The 17180-nt window shown below is 64.9% G+C and carries 15 protein-coding genes; 3 read left to right on the forward strand and 12 right to left on the reverse strand.

Annotated elements, in window-relative coordinates; all coding sequences use genetic code 11:
- Positions 1 to 39 precede the first annotated feature (39 nt).
- The 9 genes from dinB to PCE31106_RS09485 form a co-directional block, all read right to left on the reverse strand.
- Positions 40 to 1170 carry a DNA polymerase IV gene (dinB, locus tag PCE31106_RS09450; protein WP_017234893.1) on the reverse strand — a complete coding sequence of 377 codons (1131 nt, stop codon included), beginning with the start codon at positions 1168 to 1170 and terminating at the stop codon, positions 40 to 42.
- 79 nt (positions 1171 to 1249) lie between these two features.
- Positions 1250 to 1963 (reverse strand): hypothetical protein, encoded by a 714-nt coding sequence (locus PCE31106_RS09455; RefSeq protein ID WP_254440963.1) that lies wholly within the window; start codon positions 1961 to 1963, stop codon positions 1250 to 1252.
- Between the two features lie 196 nt (positions 1964 to 2159).
- A complete protein-coding gene (locus tag PCE31106_RS09460; RefSeq protein ID WP_150563127.1) occupies positions 2160 to 3242 on the reverse strand; it encodes a CaiB/BaiF CoA transferase family protein in 1083 nt (360 codons plus the stop codon).
- A 102-nt stretch (positions 3243 to 3344) separates the two neighbouring features.
- Positions 3345 to 4628 carry a CaiB/BaiF CoA transferase family protein gene (locus tag PCE31106_RS09465; protein ID WP_150563089.1) on the reverse strand — a complete coding sequence of 428 codons (1284 nt, stop codon included), beginning with the start codon at positions 4626 to 4628 and terminating at the stop codon, positions 3345 to 3347.
- A gap of 12 nt (positions 4629 to 4640) precedes the next feature.
- Positions 4641 to 6659, reverse strand: coding sequence for an aconitase family protein (locus PCE31106_RS09470; protein WP_150563090.1), 2019 nt, complete (start codon positions 6657 to 6659; stop codon positions 4641 to 4643).
- A 129-nt stretch (positions 6660 to 6788) separates the two neighbouring features.
- Positions 6789 to 7865 carry an ABC transporter substrate-binding protein gene (locus PCE31106_RS09475; RefSeq protein ID WP_150563091.1) on the reverse strand — a complete coding sequence of 359 codons (1077 nt, stop codon included), beginning with the start codon at positions 7863 to 7865 and terminating at the stop codon, positions 6789 to 6791.
- A gap of 180 nt (positions 7866 to 8045) precedes the next feature.
- On the reverse strand, positions 8046 to 8957 hold the full coding sequence (locus PCE31106_RS09480) for a LysR family transcriptional regulator (RefSeq protein ID WP_150563092.1): 912 nt from the start codon (positions 8955 to 8957) through the stop codon (positions 8046 to 8048).
- Between the two features lie 367 nt (positions 8958 to 9324).
- Complete coding sequence (locus tag PCE31106_RS23980) at positions 9325 to 9480, reverse strand: hypothetical protein (RefSeq protein WP_157211514.1); 156 nt, start codon at positions 9478 to 9480, stop codon at positions 9325 to 9327.
- Positions 9481 to 9545: 65 nt separating this feature from the next.
- Positions 9546 to 11267: an ABC transporter permease gene (locus PCE31106_RS09485; protein ID WP_150563093.1), complete on the reverse strand. Its 1722-nt coding sequence runs from the start codon at positions 11265 to 11267 to the stop codon at positions 9546 to 9548.
- A 301-nt stretch (positions 11268 to 11568) separates the two neighbouring features.
- Here PCE31106_RS09485 and PCE31106_RS09490 point away from each other — a divergent pair, with 301 nt between their 5' ends.
- Genes PCE31106_RS09490 through PCE31106_RS09500 form a run of 3 tightly spaced genes read left to right on the forward strand, consistent with a single transcriptional unit; the run spans position 11569 to position 14017 of the window.
- Positions 11569 to 12678 carry an ABC transporter ATP-binding protein gene (locus tag PCE31106_RS09490; protein WP_150563094.1) on the forward strand — a complete coding sequence of 370 codons (1110 nt, stop codon included), beginning with the start codon at positions 11569 to 11571 and terminating at the stop codon, positions 12676 to 12678.
- Positions 12679 to 12737: 59 nt separating this feature from the next.
- A complete protein-coding gene (locus PCE31106_RS09495; RefSeq protein WP_017234884.1) occupies positions 12738 to 13532 on the forward strand; it encodes a thymidylate synthase in 795 nt (264 codons plus the stop codon).
- Positions 13529 to 14017, forward strand: coding sequence for a dihydrofolate reductase (locus tag PCE31106_RS09500; RefSeq protein WP_150563095.1), 489 nt, complete (start codon positions 13529 to 13531; stop codon positions 14015 to 14017). The genes PCE31106_RS09495 and PCE31106_RS09500 overlap by 4 nt, the downstream gene beginning before the upstream one ends.
- Here PCE31106_RS09500 and speD read toward each other — a convergent pair.
- From speD to PCE31106_RS09515, 3 genes are read right to left on the reverse strand one after another with little or no spacing between them, the layout of a single operon-like run.
- A complete protein-coding gene (speD, locus tag PCE31106_RS09505; RefSeq protein ID WP_150563096.1) occupies positions 14002 to 14490 on the reverse strand; it encodes an adenosylmethionine decarboxylase in 489 nt (162 codons plus the stop codon). The genes PCE31106_RS09500 and speD overlap by 16 nt on opposite strands.
- Positions 14483 to 15769 (reverse strand): MFS transporter, encoded by a 1287-nt coding sequence (locus PCE31106_RS09510; RefSeq protein ID WP_150563097.1) that lies wholly within the window; start codon positions 15767 to 15769, stop codon positions 14483 to 14485. Before PCE31106_RS09510 ends, speD begins: the two co-directional genes overlap by 8 nt.
- Positions 15770 to 15775: 6 nt before the next feature.
- Entirely contained in the window at positions 15776 to 17173 is a 1398-nt protein-coding gene (locus PCE31106_RS09515) for a coproporphyrinogen-III oxidase family protein (RefSeq protein WP_150563098.1), read from the reverse strand.
- Positions 17174 to 17180: the final 7 nt, after the last annotated feature.

A 17180-nucleotide genomic window follows, 5' to 3' on the forward strand; every position in this document is an offset into this window, starting at 1 on the left:
CGTTTCTCGCATCTCGCTCGCCCGGCTCCTCCGAGCGATCTATGCCTGTGGCGATGCATTATCGCCCGTCCCGGGCAGAGTGAGTCGGGTCGGGTCGACCTCGTCGTCGAACAAGCGCAACTGGCGCGCGGCCTGGGCTTCGAGCAGGCGCACCCCCACGCCCATCAGGCGCACCGGTCGGCGTTTCCGGCCGACGGCGTCGGCCAGCAATTCACGACATTGCGCGGCATCGACACTCAGCGCGCCGGCTTCTGCCGTCGTCCGTGAAAAGTCGGCGAAACGAATCTTGACGAACACCTTGGCGATCGCCAGCGGCTCGCTTCGGCGCGCCCGCTCGATCCGCTCGGATAACTGACGAAGCAGCGGCTCAAGCGCCGCCTCGCAGTCAGCCAGCGTGCGCAGATCGCGCGTGTAGGTGGTCTCGACACTGATCGACTTGCGTTCCCGGTCCGGGCTGACGTCGCGCGTGTCGATGCCGCGGCAGCGCTCATACAATCGCTGACCGAACACGCCGAAACGCTCGGCAAGATCGGCCATCGAATGGCTGCGCAGATCGCCGCAGGACTGCACTCCCAGCGCCCGGAGCTTCTCCGCCGTGACCTTCCCCACGCCGAACAGGCGCTCGACGGGGAGCGCGGCCACGAAGGCGTCGATTTCTGCCGGTCTCACGACGAACATGCCGTCGGGCTTGCGCCAGTCGCTGGCAATCTTGGCGATGAACTTGTTGGGGGCGACGCCGGCCGAGACGGTGAGCCCGACCTCCTCGGCGACCCGTGCGCGAATCTCGCGGGCGATCAATGTGGCCGAGCCGTCGCAACGATCGCTGTGCGTGACATCGAGATACGCCTCGTCGAGCGAAAGCGGTTCGACGAGATCCGTGTAATCGCGGTAGATCGCCATGATGCGCTGCGATGCCTCCTGATACCGGCGCATGGTCGGCGCAATGATGCGCAACTCGGGACAGAGCTTGAGCGCCTGTGCCGAGGGCATGGCCGAACGCACCCCGAAGGCGCGTGCCTCGTAGTTGCACGTTGCGACCACACCTCGCTGATCGGGCTGGCCCCCGACGGCCAGCGGAATTCCCCGCAACGACGGGTCATCGCGCATCTCGACAGAGGCGTAGAAGCAATCGGCGTCGCAGTGAATGATCTTGCGCGTAGAGGAGGACATGGCTCGCAACGAAAATACTGTGCAAATATACAGCATTCACACCACATTTGCGCCCGACGCGTGACATTGCGTCAGCGCCTCATCGCACAGGCAGGAACTGGAGGAACTGTGCGCCGAGCACATTCTGGACGTACCCGATGCCGGCGCGCCGATACTTCTCGTCGAGCATCTCGGCGAGCAGATCGAGCCGACCGATGATCTTGCCAAACTCCCGTTCGAAGCTCACGTTGCGCACGTCGGTGAGTTCGTTCGCCAGCAGCAGCGGCTTGCCTGTCATGTCCTGACGACTCGACAGCAGCCACGCCGGGATCTCGACGTTGCGCGCCGCATTGTAGATTCGCTGTGCGTCGAGGCCATCGCTCAGATAGAAGACCGTCGTCCCGCCATGCGCCGCGACAATCGTGTCAGAAAGACTGTAGACGAACGCGGCCACGCGATCGCCACTGAAGGCCGGGTCGAGCGAGAGGGATAATGCCTTCACGTCGCGCAAATTCCGCAGCGCCGGCAGGCTTCGTCGCCCTTCGATGGCCGCGCGCAATTGCGTCATCGCCTGCGTCTGTGTCGCTGCCCCGCCCTTGCGCCATTCGCGCGGGTTGCGCTTGTAGAGCTTGTCGGCCAGCCGGTACAAGCCCTCGAGGTTGGCCCGCATGCCCAGCGTCGCCATGCGATTGATGTCCGTCTGTGCGAGATCGGCGGTCGTCATTGCCGTCGAGCGCACTTTGCCATGATCGGTGGGCGCGTCTTGGTAGGAGACGCATCCCGTACACATGGCCGCCATCACTACCGCAACCATGACAGCCACCGCCGTCAGTCGCCCTCCCGCGGCATGGGCTATCCCGTTTCGTGCTTGGCGCAAGGCGAGCCGTCGTGTCATGGCGGTATCAGGGTGGGCAAGCGATGACTCTACGCGAACAAAGGCCACACTTCGTGTCGTTATCTCCTGAAAAGTTGTGACATTCGGTAACGCACCCTCGCCCGGCGTCAGGGCGTCAGGGTGTCAGCGCCTCGCGCGCCTGCGCGAAGAGCGCGTGCGTCACGGCCTCCTCCAGGCGAAGCACTGGCGTCACGCAGCAGTCGGCATCGGCAAAACGCAACGTCCAGTCGGCCTGCGACGCGCTAGCGAATACCGCCGCCAGTTCAGCCTGAAGCGCACGTGCGTCGTCGCCGCCAATCGCCTGTCCGAGCGACCAATGCCGCGCTTTCCATTCGCTGCGCCCCAGCACGTCACACAACGTTTGCCAGAATTTGAGTTCGAGCGCGCCCACGGCCATGTAACGTCCATCCCGCGTGCGATAGACCTGATAACAAGGCACGCCGCCGTTGAGCAAGTCCGCGCCCGCCCGCGGCGCATGCCCTTGCCGATGCAGAGCGACGGCCGGAATGAGATTCGCGCGGAACACCTCGTGGGTCATCGAGACATCCAGCCATCGGCCGCGGCCGGTGCGCTGCGCCGCGACCAGCGCCGCCAGCACAGCTTGTACCGCTGCCTGCCCGCCGCCGTACAGGTCGCCAATCTGGAAATTCGGCACGATCGGCGCGTCGTTTGAATCACCCAGTTGGTCGAGCACGCCCGCGTAGCCGATGTAATTGATGTCGTGTCCGGCGGCCTGCGCCATCGGCCCATGCTGTCCGTACCCGGTGATCGATGCCATCACCAAGGACGGCCTGAGGCGCGCCAGCGTCTCGTAATCGAAACCGAGCCGCGCCATCACCCCTGGGCGAAATCCCTCCAGCAACACGTCGGCGCGAACGACCCAGTCGAGGAACGTCGCGCGGTCGCTATCGCGTTTGAGATCGAGTCGCTCGACCGATTTGCCGCGATTGAGCAAACGCCAGAATGCACTTGGTGGCGCCTCGCCATCGTTGAGCATCATCTCGCGGGCGTAGTCGCCGGCTCCGGTGTCTTCGATCTTGACGACATGCGCCCCCAGTTCCGCGAGGCGCAGTCCCGCGAGCGGACCCGGCAGCAAGCGCGTGAGATCCAGCACCGTGACGCCGGCCAGCGGTGCGTCGGCGACGACAGACGATTCACGGGCTTCGGGGCTTTCAGGTAAATCGAGCGATTCGGTCATGGCGAGCGAGCAAGGGATGAGGGTGGATGTCCACACCGTACCGCGCCGCACTGTCCGCGGGCAAGCGGACGACACGCCTTCTTTACTCAGACACTTCCGAAATCAGCCTCGATCCGTGCCGTCTTCCCGTAAAACGGGACCGGTGGCGTCACCGCGCCTCGGTGTCTCGCCCGCCGAACCATCGCCCAGCGGACCGGCCACCACCGCGTCCGTCAGCAGCCGCGCGATCTGGCCGTCGAGATACCCCAGATCCCGCAAGATTTCATACGTATGCTCGCCCGCCGCGGGCAACGGCCGGCGCGCGGGCAAGCGCTGCCCCGCCATCGCGATCGGAAGCAGCGGCACCTGCGTGTGCTCGCCTTGCTCGGTCACCAGATCGCCCAGTCCACCGCTCGCGCGCAAATGCGGGTCGTCAAACAGCGCCTGGGGCGTAACGATCGGCGCGAACGGCAAACCGTGCCGCTCAAACGCGGCCGCGAGATAACTCGCATCGAACCCCAACATCATCTCGCGCAGCAAAGGCAGCAGCCAGTCACGCGCGAGTACCCGATCGTTGTTCGTCGCGAGTCGCGCGTCGTCCGCCAGATCCTGCCGGCCGAACACGTCGCAGAAGATGCGCCACTGGGTGTCGCTCACCACCGCGAGGAAGATTTGCACGCCGTCGCGCGCCGTAAACACATCGTAGATCCCCCAGGCCGACAAGCGGGCGGGCATCGGGTCGGGCGCCACGCCCGTCACCGCGAACTGCTGCATGTGTTGCGCCGCCAGCAGCACGCAGTTCTCGAACAGCGCCCCCTGCACCTCCTGTCCGCGCCCGGTGCTCTTGCGCTCGTATAGCGCGGCCAGCGCGGCGAGCGCGCCGAACACGCCACCCATGATGTCGTTGACCGAGGCCCCCGCACGCAGCGGCTGACCGGGCGGCCCCGTCATATACGCGAGCCCCGCCATCATTTGCACGACTTCGTCGAGCGCGGTGCGTGCGGCGTACGGACCGGGCAGGAACCCCTTGAGCGAGACGTAGACAAGCGCCGGATTCAAGCGCGATAACGTCGCATAATCCAGGCCGAACTGGCGCATGCGCCCGGGCTTGAAGTTCTCGGTCAGCACGTCCGCCGTGCTCACCAGGCGCAGAATCAGCTCACGCCCCTCCGGCCGTGTGACATCCACGGCAAGACTGCGCTTGTTGCGATTGAACGCGCGGAAGAAGCCCGCGCCCGTGCCCAGCAGGCACCGCGTGGGGTCGCCGCCGACCGGTTCCACCTTGATGACGTCGGCACCGAGATCGCCGAGCACCATGCCGCAGGTGGGGCCCATGACCATATGAGAAAACTCCACAACCCGAATGCCTTTCAACGGCATTGGCGTTGCGGCGGACACGTCCGGCATCGGCTATTCTCCTCAGCTCGCGCGCAACGCGTCGCCACGCCGCCGATCCGGCAGGCGCGCGGCAGGCGCCGCGAAGCCGTTGCGTCGTAATTGATCGAAGCCGACGATGTACCCCGCCAAGGCACTCGCGGCCACGGTGGCCGGGCTGCCCAGCCACATCTGCCCGGGTCCCGAACGGCCCGGGAAATTTCGGTTCTGCGCGCTGATGACCACCTCGTCGGGCGCACGCGATACGCCCGGCCCAGCGTTCACACACGCCCCGCACCCCGGCGCGAGCACCTTGACGCCGGCCGCCGCGAACACGTCCGCGTAGCCCTGTGCCTCGCACCACGCACGGACATCTTCGCTACCGTACTGCAGGTAGAAGCGCACGCCATCGGCGACCTTGTGCCCTTGCGACAGGCCCCATGCGAGCACTTCGTGGCATGCGCGCAGGTCCTCGCGCTTGCTGCCCGTACACGATCCCCCGTACGCGATATCGATCGGCACCTCCGCCGACAACTGGGTGAGCGCCACGCCGTTGCCCGGATCACCGGGACTCGCCACCATCGCGCCGAGTCGGGCGCAATCGATCTCGATGACGTGGGCGTAAGCGGCCTGCGCATCGCTTGTCATCCACGGCGCCAACGCCGCGTCGACGCCGCGCCGTTCACGCAGGTATCTCACGGTCTCGGCATCGGGCACGATGAGCCCGGTCAGTCCACCGATTTCCGCCACCATGTTGGTCAGCGTCGCCCGCTCGTCGGTCGACAGGTGGGCCACCGCCTCGCCGGAAAATTCGATGATCTGACCGATGGCACGGCCGTCGCGGATGTACGGGAGATGCAGCAAGTGCAGCGCGAGATCCTTCGCCCCCACGCCCGCCGGCAAGCGCGAGCGCAGATGCACGAGACAGGTGCCCGGCACTGCCAGTCGCGCGTCGCCCGTCAACCAGGCGTTCGCCATCTCCGTGGCGCCCACGCCGAACGCAAACGCACCGACCGCGCCGCAATGCGGCGTATGCGAATCGGTGCCAACGATGACCTGCCCCGGCAGCGCGTAGCGCTCGAGCATCAAGGCATGGCAGATGCCTTCCGAGCCACCGCCCGCCGCGCGTCCATGCAGACGCAGATCGTGCTGCGCGCAGAACTCGCGCTGGACCGAACCCAGGCGCTGCGCCGCATCCAACAGCGGCGGCGGCCCGCCACTGCCGACGGACACCGAGTCGAGATGGGTCAGGTGATCCTCAAAGCACAGCATCGACGCCGGGTCGTGCAGCGCCGGCACCGCGTCGCCGAAGGCGTGACGCAGGAAGCTCACGGCCATCGGCGTCACGTATTCGTGGGAAAAACGCCAGTCGGCGGGGACGAACACGGCGTCGCCTGCGCGCACACGAGGCACGCCAAGCGCCCTGGCAATGATCTTCTCGCCGTAGGTCATCGGTCCCGGCGCATGAGCGGGCCGCGGCGCCACGACGTCTCCCGCCAGCCGGCGCCGCGTATAACCGAACAATCCCCCGCTGCGCACGATCTCCTCGCCCAATGGATCGCAGTCTTCGAGAAAGGCGTCGATGGCGACCGTCTCCCCCGCTTGCAGCCGCTCCGCGAGCGCCAAGTCGGTCGACATCAGCAGCCCGAGGTTCTGGCAGTTCTGCGCATAAATGCGCTCGAAACTCTCGGCGATGACGATCCGGATGCCCGCGCACCACTCGGCGAACGGACTCGCCTCGCGCGACGACCCCTTGCCACGGCGCATTCCGGCGACCGACAACGCGAAGCCGCCTTCGCGCACCGCCTTCTGCCTAACGGGAAACACGCCGGCCGGATTCGTTGCGTCCGCACTGCATCGCAATCCGACATAGACGTAGTCGCCGAGCGTCTCATCGAACGCCAGACACGCCCATGCGGGCGTCATCTCGTCGGTGGAAATCTGGTCGCGCAACGGCCCGGCTTCGGTGCGCGTCAACGATTCGCCCGCCAGTTGCCGGGCCATGACATCGGCCCGGTCGCTCAACCACAGCACACGTCCGTGGAGTTGCACAGTGGCTTGCATGAGATCGCTCCTCGAATGTTCCCCAAGGGGTTCACCCGTTTTGATCGCACGTTCCGTACCGAGTCCGCGGGCGGCCGCGAGACGGAACGTGAGGTCACGACATCCAGGCGCGCGTTCGTCTGGACACCCTCAGGGATACTGTCGATTGGCCTGTGTCGCAAAAACGTTGGTCCACGTATCGCCGAGCCGGATCTGCGACGGCTTGACCTCGGGCGTGAACGACGCGAGCGCCTTGAGCGCCGTGGCCGGACCGCCGGCGGGCATCATGCCGTCTGGCGAGAACGCCTCGCGGCAGTTGGCGAACGCTTCCAGATAAAGTGCCTTGTTGCCAAGCAGATAGGACTCCGGCACGGTCTTGATCAGTTCGGCGGCGGTGGCGTGCTGAAGCCATTTGTCCGCCCGCACGATGGCGTTCGCGACGGCCTGCACGGTGCGCGGATTCTTCTCGATGAAGCTCTGCGGCGCGTACATCACGGCCGCCGGCATCGGCCCGCCAAACATGGCGCGGGTGCCCGCCTGCGTACGCGTGTCGACGAGTACCTTGATGTCGCCCGACGACTGCAGCAGCGTCATCATCGGATCGACGTTGGAGACGGCGTCGACCTGCCCGCCACGTGCGGCGGCGACGACCGTCGCATTGCTGCCGACGCCCACGATGGACACGTCGCTCGGTTTGAGCCCGGCTTTCGCGAGCGCCACGTTAACCAGCATATGCGTGCTCGACCCCGGCGCGCTCACGCCGATGCGCATTCCCTTCAGGTCCTTGACCGATTTCACCTCCGCGGCCTTGGCCTTGACCACGCCGAGCACCAGTTGGGGGGCCGCGCCGAGCACCACGAACGCTTGATAGGTCAATCCCTTGGTCTGCATGAGCAAGGTATGCTCGAAAGCCCCGGCGCCCACGTCGGCGCTACCGCCGACGACCGCCTGCAAGGCTTTGGAGCCGCCGGCGAAGTCGTCGATGGTGACGTCGAGCCCTTCGTCCTTGAAGTACCCGAGTTGTTCAGCGATGGTCAACGGCAGATAGTAGAGGCCGGGCTTGCCGCCCACGGCGATCGTGAGCTTCGGCTTTTCGAGCGCCTGTGCGGGCGCGGCGCAGGCCCCGTTGCTCAGCCCCAATGCTGCGAGGCCTGACGCCACCAGCGAGAAGACGAGGGCCCAACGTCCTACGGCAACGCGCACGCGGCGCGCTTCGGTATGTGTCATCGCGTGTCTCCTCCCGCCCTATGCGGGAAATCGGCGCGCTCCAGCTCGTCGGCCGGAATCGCTATCGGCTCTGAGAGCATCCGCTGCCCCCGAAGCGCCGACAAGTTGTGTTTCGGCATGCCAGACATCGCCGTTCGCGACGCTTGCCGCCCTGGGGCGAACCTTTGGCGTTCCTATGCTTTACGCAATGTTGCGAGCGCACAGGTGATCGACGAGCATGCGCGAGGCGACGGGCAAGGCGTCGTAGCGTCGCACGCACACGATCAGCCGGCGCAGCGCCCACGGATCGGTCAGCGGCACGATGCGCAGCGCCTCCCCGTCAGTCGCTTGCGAGTAACTGCCGACGGCCTCGCGCGGCACCACGGCCAGCCCGAGGTTGGCGCGCACCATGCGGCACACCGCCTCGAACGTCGACACATGGATGCGGAATTTGACTGTCTTGCCCTGCTCGGCCGCCACGCGCCGCAGCACGGTGTACATGGCGCTGTCCGGATGCACGCCGATGTGATCGAAATCGAGCGTGTCGACGAAGGCGACCTGTTCGCGGCCGGCCAGCGCGTGGTCGCGGTGCAGTACGGTCACGATCTGGTCGTTGCGATAGGGGAAGACCTCGACATCGCGGGTATCCACGGCGTCCCAGCAAATCCCGATGTCGGTGGCCCCGTCCGCCACCCCGCGCACGACCTGTGCGCTGGTGTGATCTTCCAGGTCGACCTTCACGCCGTCGTGGCGACGCAGGAACGCGCCGAGCTCATCGGGAAGGGTTTCGACGATCGAGGAAACGTTGGCGAAGATGCGAATATGGCCGCGCACACCGCTGGTGTACTCGGACAGATCGCCCTGCATCTTCTCGAGGCTGCGCAACACATTGCGCGCGTGGTGCAGGAGGGCCTCGCCTGCCGGGGTCGCCCGCACACCCCACTTATGACGTTGGAGCAACGCCGAACCGACCAGGGACTCCAGGTCATTGATCCGCTTGCTCACGGCAGAGGGCGCGATGAATTCGCGCTCGGCCGCCCGTGCAATGCTGCTTTCTTCGCAAACGGCGACGAACAGTCGCAACGAGACTAGATCGATCCGCCATAGCGCCATGCCTGGTCTCCCAAAGGCACTGCATTGACAGCGATTTTGCGGCGCATGTGGCGAAAACGCCACTGTCGACCGCCCCCGACGACACAGCAAAGCACCCGCGAAGCGCCAACGTGCGACAAGCCCCCTGCTGAACGACGGCAAACGACTACGACATTCGGGGAAGCGGCGAGTCGACTCAGGGGGAAGCGACTCGTCAAGCGCGGGAGGCGGAGAACCCGACGTCAAGCCCCGGGAATACACGTTCCCATCGGACGTCGCGCATCCGTCTCGAAGTGCCGGTGCCGGTCCCTCCCGGGACACCCGCTAGCGCATCGCTCCCGCCAGCAGCACGGCGCTCCAGCCGCCGTCTGCCGTGTTCAGCGGTGCCTCAGGTGGCGGTGCCGACGCCAAGGCCATGAACAGCCAACATTTGCAAATGACGATCGCAATCATTTTGTTGACGCTCGATCATCCCGGCATCGTTGCCGGGCCTGCTTTGACTATAGTGCGGCGCTATCGGCGCGGCAACCAGGAAACGTTTCAAACGGGAATTCGATCGGGGTTCCCGCCACAAGTCGCGCGCGGCTTAGATGCCGCCGCCCCATCCATTCAGGCGCGCTTCGCGATGGCGCGCGCCAGCACCAGCACCGGCAACAGGCCCACCAGCACAAGCGTCAATGCCGGCACGGCCGCCTCGGCGAGGCGTTCGTCGGCGGCCAGATGACTGGCAACGACCGCCAGCGTGTCCATGTTGAACGGCCGCAGCGCGAGCGTGGCGGGGAGCTCCTTCATCACGTCGACGAACACCAGCAGCGCGGCCGTCAACACGCTGCCGCGCAGCAGCGGCAGATGCACCCGGCGCAGCATCGCCCAGCCGCCCACGCCGAGGCTGCGGGCGCTGGCATCAAGATTTGGCGGGATGCGGGCGAAGCCGGCGTCCACGCTCTGCAGCGCCGCCGGCAGGAATCGCACGAGATAGGCATAGATCAACACGCCGCTTGTGCCTGCAAGCACCAGTCCGTCGGCGCCGAACACATGACCCAGCCACGTGTCGAGTCGGAGCACCGGCGTGAGAATGCCCAGCGCGATGACCGCGCCCGGGATGGCGTAACCCACGCCCACGAGCCGGATGGCGATACGCGTAACGCGTCCCGGGGCCAGTCGCTGTGCGTACCCGAGCACCACGGCGAAGACGCTGGCAACGAGCGCCGCCAGCGCCGCGAGGCGCACCGTATTGAAGACCCACTCGCCGTACCGATGCCAAGGCACCTGATCGAGCTCGGCGACCGCCAGCCGCAGCATGATGAGCACGGGCAGCACGAAGCCGATGATGAGCGGCAGTGCGCACGCGAGGGTTGCCAGGGCGGCGCGCGCCCCTGACAGGCGCGCACGCCGCGACGTCGACGGCGCCCGCCCCGGCGCCCCGTAGAACCGAAGGCGCGTGCGGCTGCGCGCTTCCGCGATCAGCAGGACGAGGACGGCGAACAGCAGACAGGCGGACAGTTGCGCGGCCGCCACCCGATCGCCCATCGACAACCACGCGCGATAGATGCCGGTCGTGAGCGTCGGCACGCCGAAGTACGCCACCGCGCCGTAATCGGCGAGTGTCTCCATTAACACCAGCGCCAGCCCCGCGACCAAGGCCGGTCGCGCCAGCGGTAACGCCACGCGCCAAAACCCCTGTGCAGGCGTACACCCCAACGTGCGTGCGGCTTCGAGGTACCGTTGGCTGTGTTCCAGAAAGGCCGTTCGCGCCAGCAGATAGACATAGGGATAGAAGGCGCCCGCGAAGACCCAGGCAGCGCCGTACCAGCTGCGAACTTCAGGGAAGCCGGCGAGACGTTCGACCGCGAGCAGCGCGCGCAACGCGCTCTGCACCGGCCCGGCGAACTGCAGGAAATCGGTATAGGCGTAAGCGGTAACGTAAGCGGGCATCGCCAGCGGCAGAATCAGTGCCCACTCCAGCACACGGCGCCCGGGAAAGGCGCAGTGCACGACCAGCCATGCGCTGGCCACGCCCATCACCAGCACGCCGGCGCTCACGGCCATCGAGATGCGAAGCGAGTTGAGCAGGTACTCGGGCAGCACCGTATCGAGCATATGCGCCAGCACGGCATGCGTATCCGCGTCGCCCGCGCCAAGCGCCGCCACGATGCCGAACATCGGCACGAGCACTACCAGTGCGGGAACCGATGCGACCAGCCGCCACGCCCAGGCGCTGGAAAGACGGCCAGCGCGCCTGCGGCGGGCGACGGGAGGCGAACGCTCGGCCAAAACGGGATCGATGACGGCAGAATCGGCGGCGGCGCGGGACGGGGGCGTCGATGACATCGGCAAATGGTAACGGGTAGCGGAAATGGGGCGGACCAGCGAGCGGCGGGAAAACCCCCGGGCGACGGCGCACAGCCGTTGCCCCGTCGCGTGACTTCGGGGAACCGGTAGACACTTGCCGGTCTAAAGCGTTGTAAATTATACGCATTCGCGATTGCGACTCTGACGCGCACGGCCGCAGAAAGTGCCCGGCCTCCCGCGAAAATGCCACCTTGCGGGCATTCTTGTCGATTCGCGTCGGCTCGTTTCCATGACTACGCTTCGTTGACGTGCTTGCGTCGACTCACACTTATCCACGCCGATGCCCCTACCCTACCTGCTGCTCGACCATCTCTGTGTAAATTACGAGACTGCCGGCCACGTCCACACCGCGGTACGCGACTTGTCGCTGTCGCTGGCGCGTGGCGAGATCGGCTGTCTGCTCGGCCCGTCCGGCTGCGGCAAGACGACGGTGCTGCGCGCCGTGTGCGGGTTCGAGCCGTTGGCGGGCGGGCGCATCGTGCTCGATGGTCACGAAGTCGCCAACGCGCAGTTCAGCGAGCCGCCGGAGCGTCGCCACGTCGGTGTTGTGTTCCAGGACTACGCGCTGTTCCCCCATCTGGACGTTGCGCGCAACATCGGCTTCGGCATCGGGCGCATGGCGCGGGGCGAGCGTCAGGCGCGGGTGGAGGGGCTCGCCGAGCGCGTGGGGCTGGCGGGGGCGTTGAAGAAGTACCCTCACGAACTCTCTGGCGGTCAGCAGCAACGCGTAGCGCTCGCGCGCGCCCTGGCCCCCGCCCCGGCACTGCTGTTGCTCGACGAACCGTTCTCGAACCTCGATCTCGATTTGCGCGAGCGTCTGGCGGTCGAGGTGCGGGAGATCATCCAGGCGAGCGGCGCGACGGCGATCCTTGTCACCCACGACCAGCATGAAGCGTTCGCAATGGCCGATCGCATCGGGGTCATGCATGCGGGGGCCATCGCTCAGTGGTCGCCCGCGCACGAGTTGTGGCGCATGCCCGCCAATCGTGTGGTGGCGGATTTCATCGGACGCGGCGCGTTGATACCCGGCACCTTCCGGGGCAATGCCAACGGTGGCGGCATCTCGCTGGAACTTGGGGAACTGGCCGTCTCGCCCATGCTGGCCGACAAGCTGCTGCGCAGCGCCGCCAGGGACACGTATCCCGTGAGCGTCGACGTTTTGCTGCGCGCAGATGACATTGCCCACGACCCGGCGAGCCCATTCGAAGCGACGCTGGTACGGCGTGCGTTTCGCGGGGCCGATCAGCTTTACACGCTTCGTCTGGCGTCGGGTCGCGAAGTGATCGCTCGCGTGGATAGTGAACTGGCCCACGAGGCGGGCGAGCGCGTGGGCGTACGCCTGACGGTCGAGCATCCGGTGGTTTTCGCGGCGAGTGTCGCCGACGTCTGACCCTCGCGCAGCACGGCGTTCCCCGGAGGCTGGTAAAATCCGGCAAAACGGATGGGCCTATGAAACAGTACCTAGACTTCATGCGCCATGTACTTGAACATGGCACAGACAAGACCGACCGAACCGGCACGGGCACGCGCTCGGTGTTCGGCTACCAGATGCGCTTCGACCTGCAGGAAGGTTTCCCGCTCGTCACCACCAAGAAAGTGCACATCAAGTCCATCGTGCACGAACTCCTGTGGTTCCTGCAGGGCAGCACCAACGTGCGCTATCTGCAGGAAAACGGCGTGTCCATCTGGAACGAATGGGCCGATGCCGAGGGTGAGCTCGGCCCTGTCTACGGCGCGCAGTGGCGCTCGTGGCCGACGCCCGATGGCGGCCATATCGACCAGATCACACAGCTCGTCGAGCAAATCCGCACGACGCCCGACTCGCGCCGTCTGATCGTGTCCGCCTGGAATGTCGGAGAGATTCCGCGCATGGCGCTGCCGCCGTGTCATGCGTTCTTCCAGTTCTATGTGGCCGACGGCAAGTTATCGTGCCAGCTCTACCAGCGCAGCGCGGATATTTTCCTGGGTGTGCCGTTCAACATCGCGAGCTACGCGATGCTCACGCACATGATGGCGCAGCAGACCGGGCTCGAGGTGGGGGATTTCGTCTGGACGGGCGGCGACTGCCATCTGTACAACAACCATCTCGAGCAGGTTCGCACGCAGCTTGCGCGCGAGCCGTTGGCGCTGCCGACGCTCGAGATCTCGCGCAAGCCCGATTCGATCTTCGATTACCGTTTCGAAGACTTCCATATCACGGGATACGAAGCGCATCCGCATATCAAGGCGCCGGTGGCCGTATGACGATACTGACGCTGGTGGTCGCACGCGCCGAGAATGGCGTGATCGGGCGGGACAATCAATTGCCGTGGCGTCTGCCGGAAGATCTTGCTCATTTCAAGCGCGCGACGCTGGGCAAGCCAATCGTGATGGGACGCAAGACGTTCGATTCGATCGGTCGTCCGTTGCCGGGTCGGCGCAATATCGTGGTGTCACGCAATCCCGATTTGAAGATCGATGGCTGCGACGTGGCCGGGTCGCTCGTCGACGCGATGCGGCTGTGCGTGGGTGTCGAGGAAATCTGCCTGATTGGCGGGGCGCAGTTGTACGCGGAGGCGCTGGCAAGCGCGGACAAGGTGATCGTCACGGAGATCGCCAAGGCGTTCGAAGGCGACGCGCATTTCCCGGATCTGCCTGCCGCCCAATGGCGCGAAGCGACGCGCGAGACCCATCACTCGCCGGCGCCCAATGACTTCGACTACGCGTTCGTGACTTACGAACGGATTTGATGTGATGGGGTGCACGTCGCACGCGGCTCACCTCGCATGACGGCGGTCATGCGCAGGGTGCACTGTGGGAAGGCGTCGCAAAACGTGCGAAGTATCTTCTCCGGATCGCAAGCGTCACCGCATGTGAAGGCGTCGAAAAATGCCCGCCCTTCCTCGGGGTAGGTATGTAACGAGACATGTGACTCTGCGAGCAGCATCAGCACCGTGACGCCCACCGGCGCGAATTGAAAGTCCATGGTTTTGACCAATGTCGCCCCCGAGCGCGCAATGCCCATTTCCAGAAGCGAGCACAGATATGGGGCGTCGTCGAGCGCTCCGGGGTCAAGTCCGTGCAGGTCAGCGAGTACATGCCTGCCGTGAAAACCGTAGGCGCCACCGTGACCACATTGACCGTCCTCCCCCTCGTGTGGGCCAGCGGGCACGTCGAGCACTCCATGAGCCCCGCCGGCCGGAGCGCGTCGCTCACTATGCATCGATCACCTCGCACCCTCTTCTCTCCCGACGAGCAACCGATAACGCACCTACTGCGCACGCGCCGATCACCAGCAATCCATTGCAGACCAAACCGCCAGACAGGCTGCCGATACCGACCAACAGGCCGGCCAGCACCCCCGAGAATGCTTCCCCCGCGTTGGCGAGCGTGGAGAACACGCTGAAGTGCGTGCCAATGCGCTGGGGCGGCGAATACCGTTGTATCAATGTCGCCAGAACAACGTCGACACAGGCGCCGGAAATGCCCATCGCGAAAGCGATCGATAACAGCCACGGTAATTTGTCGGTGAGCGGCATCAGCGCCAGAAAGCCACCGTAAATCGACCAGTAGCCAAGCAGTTTGATAGGACCGATGCGTCGGGGACGTCGGGCAAATACGGCAGCGCCGGCGATGGTGCCGGCGGCGATAACACTCGCGACCAGCGCGGCGGCGCCGGTCGTTCCGCCGACCTGCATGGCCCACGCCGGAATCATCACGCGCAGCGCCGCCCCGACGAACAAGATGCAGACAGATGACATGACAATCGCACTGAACAGCGCCGGGCTGCGCGCAATGTCTCGGCATGCCACCCACCACGATGTCCACGCACGGTCTACGCGCAGCCGCCAACTGGCCGCCACGGCCTCGTTCGCCTCGTCGGGTGTGCGAGCGGGCGCGAAGCGTGCATGCGCGCCGCGCGGAATGCGCCACAGGATCCAGCAGGCAACGACGTAAGTCAGCGCGTCGAACGCCACGACCCACGTCAGCGAACCGCCCCACAGGAGCAACCCAGCCAGCGCCGGCCCCACCGCAGCGCCCACCTCCACCGATATCTGTGTCATGCCGTTGGCCGCCACGAGGTGCCGCTGCGTCACGAGCCGTGGAACACTCGCCTGAAACGCCGGTTGGAACAGCGTTCGGAACGTGGTCATGGCGCAGCCCGCGAGCGCCAGCCCCAGCGGTCCGAGTCCGTCACAGGCGATCGCGCCTGCCAGAACCGCCGTAATCGCGCCGCGAGCCACGTCGCAACCGAGCATCACGCGTCTGGCATCCATGACGTCGGCGAGTCTTCCCCCCAATGGGCCCGCGACGAAATACGGAACGAAGCGCAGGAAATAGATCCACCCTACCCACTGCAAATCGCCCTGCGTCACGGCCAACGCGAGTAGGACGAAGGCGAGTTCGTGCGCGCCGTCCCCGGTCTTGGAGATGAGATCGGCGATCAATACGCGGGTGAACAACGGTTCTGCCCGCACAAGAGTGGTTAAGGGAACCGTCATGGATCGTCAATGTGCAAAGCGTAGTTCGCTGATGTCCATGGATCGCTCGCCAGGTGCCAACTGCGTAACCACGAGACGATTGAGCATGGCCCGCTCGCGCGACGGCATCAGGTACACCATCATGTTGACGTACCAGTGCCAACCCAGTCGGGTCAAGCGATAGCTCTCGGCAGCGTCGTCGACCAGCCCCGCTTCGATCAGACGACGCAGTCGGTCGCATACATCCTCCGGGACTTTAGACAAGTCCACGAGACGTTTTTCCACGGCACCGTGATATGGCAATCGCAAGATGAGGGGACGTGCATAGTCCAACGCGGGCTCATGCTCACTGACGGCCGTCGGCAATTGCCCTTGCCCGAGCGTCTGATGATAGATCGCTCTCGAATGCGTGTTGGTCATGACGTGGCCGAACACGGCGCTAATCGCATTGACGCCAAAACCCAGCAAATCGCAATCGTCATAGCCATAGACGTGCTCGTGGTACACAAAGGAGTATTCGGCGCTGACAACCGTATCAGGAGAGCATCGGCCACGGACGTAGCCATGTCCGTTATGCGGCGAAAATCCCGCATGCCTCATGAATTCGTCAGCGAGAAGACGCATCGAAAACTTGCGTGCGGCCGACGTCGGAGAATACCCCGCCTTGGCGATCTTGCGATGCAATGTCACCTGCGTCATGACGTTATCAATTGGATAGACGTCAATGTTGGTTGTGCGCATCGCGACTGCCTGCTCCAGATCGCGCAACAGCATGTCCTCATCCGTTCCGCTCATACCGTAGAGCAGGTCGAACGATTGGTAGGGAAAGCGCGACGTCAGGCACTGCGTGGCCGCGTGCACCTGATCCAATGTGGCCGTCAAGTCAAACATCTCGCGCCAACGCGGATTGAACGTCTGCAAACCGAAGCGTGGATGCGTAACGCCAATGTCCTGCATGGCGCTCGCCTTCTCTTCCGTCAGACTTTTCACCTCGATTTCAAAGGAATACTCCTCGATGCGAGAAAGATCGAAGTGACGCCGAATACTTTCGCCAATACGTCGTATTTGCTCCGGCGATAACAAACTCGGCGTACCGCCACCGAAAAAGATCGCCCGCACAGGAACCGCTCGAAGATCGACCATCGCCGCCTTTAACTCGATCTCTTTGAGCAAGTCCACGACATAATTCTCAATGACATCGGCGTTACGAAATGTCCCTCGCGTGAACGGGCAAAAACTGCAAATCGTCTCGCAAAACGGAATATGAAAATACAAGGCGCGCGATGTGGCGTGCTGGCTCCCGGACCGCAATGCCTTTCGCACAGACGCGCCTTCGCGTGCAGCCCGCTGTCCGGGAAAAAAGAAGTTGTAGATCGGAAATTGCCTGTCGAACTTGAGCAACGGCGCATCCGAGAACAATTGCATGGGATCC

Origin of the sequence: Pandoraea cepalis (genome assembly GCF_902459665.1) — a bacterium.
Taxonomy (GTDB): domain Bacteria; phylum Pseudomonadota; class Gammaproteobacteria; order Burkholderiales; family Burkholderiaceae; genus Pandoraea; species Pandoraea cepalis.

Excerpts from the sequence above, each read along its gene's own strand:
- dinB (WP_017234893.1), bottom strand. The coding sequence starts at position 1,170 with ATGTCCTCCTCTACGCGCAAGATCATTCACTGCGACGCCGATTGCTTC.
- PCE31106_RS09455 (WP_254440963.1), bottom strand. The coding sequence starts at position 1,963 with ATGGTTGCGGTAGTGATGGCGGCCATGTGTACGGGATGCGTCTCCTAC.
- PCE31106_RS09460 (WP_150563127.1), bottom strand. The coding sequence starts at position 3,242 with ATGACCGAATCGCTCGATTTACCTGAAAGCCCCGAAGCCCGTGAATCG.
- PCE31106_RS09465 (WP_150563089.1), bottom strand. The coding sequence starts at position 4,628 with ATGCCGGACGTGTCCGCCGCAACGCCAATGCCGTTGAAAGGCATTCGG.
- PCE31106_RS09470 (WP_150563090.1), bottom strand. The coding sequence starts at position 6,659 with ATGCAAGCCACTGTGCAACTCCACGGACGTGTGCTGTGGTTGAGCGAC.
- PCE31106_RS09475 (WP_150563091.1), bottom strand. The coding sequence starts at position 7,865 with ATGACACATACCGAAGCGCGCCGCGTGCGCGTTGCCGTAGGACGTTGG.
- PCE31106_RS09480 (WP_150563092.1), bottom strand. The coding sequence starts at position 8,957 with ATGGCGCTATGGCGGATCGATCTAGTCTCGTTGCGACTGTTCGTCGCC.
- PCE31106_RS09485 (WP_150563093.1), bottom strand. The coding sequence starts at position 11,267 with ATGTCATCGACGCCCCCGTCCCGCGCCGCCGCCGATTCTGCCGTCATC.
- PCE31106_RS09490 (WP_150563094.1), top strand. The coding sequence starts at position 11,569 with ATGCCCCTACCCTACCTGCTGCTCGACCATCTCTGTGTAAATTACGAG.
- PCE31106_RS09495 (WP_017234884.1), top strand. The coding sequence starts at position 12,738 with ATGAAACAGTACCTAGACTTCATGCGCCATGTACTTGAACATGGCACA.
- PCE31106_RS09500 (WP_150563095.1), top strand. The coding sequence starts at position 13,529 with ATGACGATACTGACGCTGGTGGTCGCACGCGCCGAGAATGGCGTGATC.
- speD (WP_150563096.1), bottom strand. The coding sequence starts at position 14,490 with ATGCATAGTGAGCGACGCGCTCCGGCCGGCGGGGCTCATGGAGTGCTC.
- PCE31106_RS09510 (WP_150563097.1), bottom strand. The coding sequence starts at position 15,769 with ATGACGGTTCCCTTAACCACTCTTGTGCGGGCAGAACCGTTGTTCACC.
- PCE31106_RS09515 (WP_150563098.1), bottom strand. The coding sequence starts at position 17,173 with ATGCAATTGTTCTCGGATGCGCCGTTGCTCAAGTTCGACAGGCAATTT.